The 5,584-nt window shown below is 36.1% G+C and carries 5 protein-coding genes; 3 read left to right on the forward strand and 2 right to left on the reverse strand.

All coding sequences use genetic code 11. The features are described from left to right. The coding region (locus KA856_RS13395; protein WP_210138757.1) for an ATP-binding cassette domain-containing protein at positions 1-933 on the forward strand (933 nt) is incomplete at its 5' end. A gap of 296 nt (positions 934-1,229) precedes the next feature. On the opposite strand, the gene KA856_RS13400 is transcribed toward KA856_RS13395, so the two are convergent. Beyond that, positions 1,230-2,378 (reverse strand): relaxase/mobilization nuclease domain-containing protein, encoded by a 1,149-nt coding sequence (locus KA856_RS13400; protein ID WP_032495716.1) that lies wholly within the window; start codon positions 2,376-2,378, stop codon positions 1,230-1,232. Further along, positions 2,360-2,689, reverse strand: a complete 330-nt coding sequence (locus KA856_RS13405) for a MobC family plasmid mobilization relaxosome protein (RefSeq protein ID WP_095257132.1) — start codon at positions 2,687-2,689, stop codon at positions 2,360-2,362. Before KA856_RS13405 ends, KA856_RS13400 begins: the two co-directional genes overlap by 19 nt. Positions 2,690-3,752: 1,063 nt before the next feature. Here KA856_RS13405 and KA856_RS13410 point away from each other — a divergent pair. Next, positions 3,753-4,292 (forward strand): replication/maintenance protein RepL, encoded by a 540-nt coding sequence (locus tag KA856_RS13410; protein WP_021285900.1) that lies wholly within the window; start codon positions 3,753-3,755, stop codon positions 4,290-4,292. A 650-nt stretch (positions 4,293-4,942) separates the two neighbouring features. After that, positions 4,943-5,584 (forward strand): ATP-binding cassette domain-containing protein (locus KA856_RS13415; RefSeq protein ID WP_210138758.1); only part of this gene is annotated, 642 nt, incomplete at its 3' end.

Raw genomic sequence — 5,584 nt, forward strand, 5'->3', positions numbered from 1 at the left:
AGAATAGTGGGTGCTAAAACCCACTACGCCAACATACAGAAAAAGCTGAGAAGTTCGGCAAAAGCTTTAGAAACAAGACTGGAACAATTGGATAAGGTTGACAAGGTGAAAGAGCTGCCTGAAATTAAGATGGATATGTTAAATGAAGAAAACTTAACAAACCAATCTGTATTACGTGCTGAAAATATTAAGGGAGAGATTGAAGAACGTAAGCTCTGGGAACCCTTTAGCTTATATTTATATGGAGGAGATAAAGTTGCTATCATTGGAAAAAATGGCTCAGGTAAAACAACGTTGCTTAAAAAAATAGTGAAGCAAGATGAAGGAGTGACAATTCCAGAAAAAGTAAAGATAGGTTACTTCTCTCAACACTTAACCATCCTAAATGATGAGAAATCAATCATAGAAAATGTACAATCGACCTCTAGTCAAAATGAGACATTAATAAGAACAGTTTTAGCAAGAATGCATTTTTGGGATGAAGATGTCTATAAAAAGGTAGGCATATTAAGTGGTGGTGAAAAAGTAAAGCTAGCTTTAGCTAAACTATTTTTAAGTGAGGTGAATATGCTCGTTTTAGATGAGCCGACTAACTTTTTAGACATTGCAGCTTTAGAAGCGCTAGAAACATTAATGAAAAGTTATCATGGAACGATTCTATTTGTTACTCACGACCGAATGTTAGTAAAAAATATAGCTACAAAAATAATTGATATAAAAGATGGTAAGATAACAGTATTCGATGGATCGTACGAAGCATATGAAGAGTGGCTGGAGAATAAAACAAAGTCTAACAATGATGACCAACTTTTATTAATTGAAACTAAAATATCTGATGTTCTGGGTAGGTTGAGCTTGGAACCTTCGCAAGAGTTAGAAGATGAATTTCAAAGATTATTGAAAGAAAAGAAAGAACTGACTAGAGGGGAATAAAGCAAACCTATTGATATGTTCCCACGAACGTCCCATTAAGTCGACATGTCCTTGCATACGAGCCTTTCACTAAAATCGAAAATACATCCACTTTATCTATTCGTCCTATACAGACTTGACAATATTGGATAACATAGCTTACAACCCTCTAGAGCTAAAGCAGAAAGGACTGGCATAAAGCCAGTCTTTTTAATTAACTAAGGAGCAAATAGAGAATTGGAACAGTAATTGCACTTGTAGCAACACCATATTTTAAAGCATCAATGATATTCGTAACCAATGCCCCATGCTTTGCACTAGAGACTAAGTCCATCGTCTCTTGTCTTGCTTTTTTGACGACGCTGTTTAGATTGTTCTGCATGTTCCTCACGCTCGACTTGATTTCCTCGTTCATTTCTTCCAATTGAGCGTTGTTCGTCTTTTGAAGTTCCCCCAGTGCTTGAATGGTCCTGTTGTTGTTCCTTTGAATTTCCTCGTGTCCATCTATCAAAATCTTTTGCAAAACTTCGGTGTTTTCTTTCAACATCTTCTCTTGCTCGTTCAAGATTGACTGCATGTTCCTCATGACTTCGTCCGATTTCGACTGGATTTGATTCAATTGATTGTGAATCGTGACTTCTTTCGCCATTTCCTCGTTCATGTGAACTCTGATATAACTTTTCATTAGTTCGTTGAGTTCCCTGGTCTCTTGAAACAGTTCGCTCATGCTCCTGTTCTCGTTCAGCTTGTCTTGTAAAGACATTTTCTAGCCCCTCCTTTTCATAGTCAGCACCCAATTTATTAGCCCGTATAAAGCGTTCTCGTTCTGGATGTTTAAAACTAAGTGTTTTACCCCTCAATTTCGTTTCGACCCCGTAAACGTCATTTAAATGCTTTTTAAAGCTATCAAAGTTTGTTGAATTATTTCGAGAGTATTCAATCGCTTCACGCAATTCATCTTTCCAAGATGGTTTATTTTTTTCTAGTAAATGTTGTTCTGCCAAAGTATGACGAACACTAGCGTTATGCTCTGTAACTATTGATAAATCATGATTTTTGCATACTTCATCGCTCAATGATCTAGCACGCTCAATTGCTTCCTTTCCATGTGCTTGATACTTTTTACCAGTTTCAAAGTTAACTGAATTTATCACGATATGATTATGAATATGGTCTTTATCTGCATGTGTGTAAACAGCTACTTCATGGTTTTTAGCTAATTTCTCAGCTAATTCTAAACCTACTTGATTCGCTTTCTCTGGTGTAACCTCGTTAGGTTTGAATGACTGGATAACATGATGTGCTTGTATTCCATCATTTTTAGAAAAAAGTTCCCTTGTTTGCTTCATTTGTGACTTTGCATAATCAATATCAAGATTATAGCCATCTTTCACAACTGCCCTTTTTTCTGCATAGTTGCATAATCGACTAGCAGAACGAGTTGTACCTAGCTGAATTGTTGCCATATTGCATGCAACTCCTTTTTGATAGCTTGTAATTCTTCGCTATCAATCGCCCCAGCGCTTGCATTTGCTCGCCTAGTCAATTGATTCACGTTGTTCCCAATTGCTCGCAACTGCTTTGCTATCTCAATTGCCCCCGATTTATCAATTTTCGGTGGCTTCATTCGATAGCCCATTGCCCGCTTTTTTGCAAAAGCTGGCACGCTCATATGAAACGTATCAGCAATTTGCTGTAACCTTTCATATTCGCTGTCGTCCACTCGAAATTTAATCTGCCGACTACTCGCCCGATTTTCTTTCCTCGTTCCCGACATACAACCACCTCACTATGCTCATTTTTCAATCGCATATCATACAAATTAAATGCTCGCTATTCACTCTCATTGTAACTTGTATTGTGAGGATTGGCAAGCTCTATATTTGGTACCCAAATAAGCTTGTTTTTGCTGTCGCAAAAATGCCCCCTAACCCCCATTTACATGGGGGGATTAAGACCTTGCCTTTTTGAAAAAAGGCAACCCCAAAAACTTTCACATATCAAGCCCCCAACCCCCGAATCTTCGGGGGCTCCCTCGCCGGTAGGCAGGTCGAAAAAATGGTTTTTCGACAAGCCAAGAGGGTACTTTTGCGAATGTGTCAATTCCTTAAATTCTCACTTCATGGATCAGCAAAAACCGCTGACCCATTCCGTTGCGATTTACCATTGACACATACCATATTTAGCTTTCTTCCAGTCAGAAAGCTTTTAACCATATTTCGCAATGCCTTTGAACTTGGTCTTTCCCCCCTATTTCGGTTGAGGGAGTGAGGCTGGGGGTGTGGGGGCTAGCCCCCGCATAACGAATTCTATACATAGCGAAAGAATCACATTATCGCCGACACTCTTAACGGTTTTTCGGCTACACTGGACAAGCGAACGAGCGAATACTCAATATCCCTATTTCGTATATCGGTCGTTCGGCGAAGCCTAGACAGCCGAAAAATTTCGGAATGCAAGGGGTAAAGGCGTGGAGATTTTTTAGGTGGTTTTCCTAAAAAATACTACCCGACCCTTGCATGTAGAAAAGTGCCTTATAGAAGATATAAGAGTGAATATAAGCTAGTTGTTGTCATATCAATGGATAGAGCGTTTTTTACTAGTCATGGTGTGATTACTATACTAGTCATGGGGTGACTAGTATTAGAGCACTAGATAGTCACTATAAGACTTGACTTTAGTCAAACAATATCATAGAATGGTCATTAATGACGATAGAATAACCATAAATGAGCAGTATACTAATCACACCATGGTCAGTAATGATACAAGTTGTATCAAAAATGATACATATACGTATCACAGCGTGTTACATATTCGAAAAAGGGGAGAAAGTAATAATGGCTGAAATACATGTAGGAGCAGAAAGAGAAGTTCTAAAACCTAATTCTATGAGTTTTGAAGAGCGTAAGATCCAAATGGAGAAGGAAGAAGAAATCGAAAAGGAAATTCGCAAGAGAGATAAAAACAGTCCTTACAAGAGGTGGATACAGTTAAATAAAGACGCTTATAAAGCAGAAGATTGGCTAATGGCAAAATCACCAATAGCATATAGAATTTTTAAATTCTTAATAAATAATATGGATTCATACAACGCTGTAATGTGCTCTTATAAAGTCTTAGAGGAACAATTCGAAGTAAGTACTTCAACGGTAACAAGAGCCGTTAAATTGCTTAAAGATAAGCAATACATTGATGTATATAAATCAGGTACATCAAACGTATATGCAGTTAATAAACAAATTGCTTGGAACAGTTGGGGAAGTAATTTCAAGCATGGTAAATTTAGTGCGAATGTTATTCTTTCTGAAAGCGAACAAGATAAACAAACTAAATTAAAAATTCAAAGACATAAAGAGGTTACTTTAGAAGAAATTTAACATCACGTTAAATCAATATAACATACAGGTTGGAGATGGTAGATAAAGAACCTTATCTCTATTCACAGCTTATCGTAACAAAAATTGAACACTTAGGTGAAAAATGTTTGTCTAAGCGTTATTAGTAGCCAATGTTAGACTAGAAATGTTCGTGATAATAGTTAAGCAAGTTTGCTGTACGAGAAGCGAGAAAATGAATTAAGAGAAAACATTACAAGTAGTTTAGAAAACATTCCAGAAAGATGGCTCGGGAATCTCTTAAATTGTAGCTCCCATCCGATTAGTTATTTTCGCTTTGATCAGAATAAGATTTAATTTCTTATCTAAGTAAAGCATAGAAATATTGACAGAGACATATAGAAAGCTTATATTTAGATTAAATGATACGAGAAAGGGTGTTACTATATCACAATGAACAATTAATCCTATTTATTAAAGAAAATCAACATAAAATAGTGAGTCAATAACTTAAGCTAGGTTATTTGTGGAGCGTTTTATGTATCATTTTCAGAATAGGATTGTATTGTGCAATGTGGTTTACCCTAATTTTGTAATGCTTTTTTAGGTGTATACTTACAAATTTTACTGACCTCCTATTCTGAATGGAATTAGGGGGTTTTTATATCCCCTCAAAATAAGGAGATGGGATTATGCTATTATTTGAAGGAACATCAATCAAAAAACAATTACATGACAGAGTGCTATTTGATATTGATTTAATACAAGTGCATGATAATCAACGTATAGGCTTAGTAGGTAGGAATGGAACAGGAAAAACAAGCCTATTAAAAATTATTACAGGTGAAGAATTACCTGATGAAGGTAATATCTCTCCTTTTACCTCTGTGAAATTAGTGCCACAATTTAAAGAATCAAGATTGGAGAAAAGTGGTGGCGAAATAACACAGCAATATTTACAGAACGCATTCAATGGGAATCCAGGCTTACTGCTTTTAGATGAACCGACAACACACTTAGATACGGAAAGAATTGCTTGGCTAGAAAAAAAGATAAGAAACTATCAAGGAGCAGCTGTCGTAGTATCTCATGATCGGACATTTTTAAATAATGTATGTACTGACATATGGGAAATTGAAAAAAATACGTTAAAAATATTTAAAGGAAATTATGATGAATATGCAAAGCAAAAAGAAATACTTAAAAAACAAAAACAAACTGAATTTGAAAAGTATGAACGTGAGAAACAAAAATTAGAAAGAGCAATACGTCAAAAAGAAGAAAGAGCTCAACGAGCAACAAAAAAACCTAAGAATCTAAGTTCATCTGAAGCG

The sequence above is a fragment of the Staphylococcus sp. GDB9P120P genome, assembly GCF_017893435.1.
Taxonomy (GTDB): Bacteria; Bacillota; Bacilli; order Staphylococcales; family Staphylococcaceae; genus Staphylococcus; species Staphylococcus cohnii.

Excerpts from the sequence above, each read along its gene's own strand:
- KA856_RS13400 (WP_032495716.1), bottom strand. The coding sequence starts at position 2,378 with ATGGCAACAATTCAGCTAGGTACAACTCGTTCTGCTAGTCGATTATGC.
- KA856_RS13410 (WP_021285900.1), top strand. The coding sequence starts at position 3,753 with ATGGCTGAAATACATGTAGGAGCAGAAAGAGAAGTTCTAAAACCTAAT.
- KA856_RS13405 (WP_095257132.1), bottom strand. The coding sequence starts at position 2,689 with ATGTCGGGAACGAGGAAAGAAAATCGGGCGAGTAGTCGGCAGATTAAA.